1 protein-coding gene is annotated in these 914 nt (G+C 58.2%); it reads right to left on the bottom strand.

Annotation, left to right across the window (positions count from 1 at the left end; translation table 11 throughout):
* Positions 1 to 135 precede the first annotated feature (135 nt).
* Complete coding sequence (locus tag AC1D00_RS43055) at positions 136 to 441, bottom strand: hypothetical protein (protein WP_135177462.1); 306 nt, start codon at positions 439 to 441, stop codon at positions 136 to 138.
* Positions 442 to 914 lie beyond the last annotated feature (473 nt).

Here is a 914-nt window from a genome sequence, read left to right as displayed (position 1 = left end):
GTCTGGTGTTGGTCCTTCGCGCCAAGCAGACTGGTCATCTCGGATGCGGCCGAACGCGGCTGCCGTCGTCGTGAACGGTGTAGTCGTCCGGAGCGATCAGGCGCGGGGTCAGCAAGGGGGCAGGTCGACGAAGGCTCAGTGCTGTGTTTGATCGAGCGCTTTGAGCAACGCATGCAGAAATGCGCTGGCATGGTCGTAGCTCGAACTGCCGTCAGCCACCGCGTGAGCGCGCAGGCAGAGTTGTTCGCCCATAGTTTCAGGACCAGTTGCCTCGGCGCACTCTGACCATAGATCGAGAAGATCATCAGGAATATATCGGCTGGACACGAACAGGTGGAGCAGCCGAGACGCACCGTTGTGGTTTTCGTTGTGTTGCGCCGCGAATGCAAAGAGCGCGAACAAGCCTTTAAAATCATCACGGGATACTGCTCGCCTAGCCATGGAAATACTCCGACTGGAAACAGCGTTCAACAAATCAATTCAACAATACTAGCTGGCTTTGTGAGTCCCAACAACGCAAGGAATCCTGTCGCATCGGACCGGGAAAATATCGCAACCTAAATGCGAAGAGACCCGCTGGTCCTCAACCCTGAAGGACTGCCGGGTCGCGCCGCTTGGCAATCGCCAGCTATGAACATCGTCAGTTTGAGACGAACCGTTGAGGCAGTCTGTCCAAAAGTGAACTTACGGCGACGCGGTTGGGAAAGATGGCGGATCGGGGCCGGTCGCACCGGTTCACAGAGCTGAGAAGCTGCCCGGAAGGCCGCGCGCTGCGGACGTTGCACAGGCACCATCCCCAGGTGTCCAGTGTGTCGCCTATATTGGGGGCTGCAAACGCTCGATCACCTCGGTACTTCGCTGCCGGCCGAGTTTTCTCCATACGGCAAGGGCTTCGACGCGCGGCGATCCTGATG

The organism is Bradyrhizobium sp. P2_E8 (assembly GCF_056403875.1).
The sequence above is the reverse complement of the archived record's forward strand: the minus strand, read 5'-3'. Positions and strand labels throughout refer to the sequence as shown.

Bases quoted from the DNA above. Each gene is read 5' to 3' on its own strand.
- AC1D00_RS43055 (WP_135177462.1), bottom strand. From the start codon at position 441: ATGGCTAGGCGAGCAGTATCCCGTGATGATTTTAAAGGCTTGTTCGCG.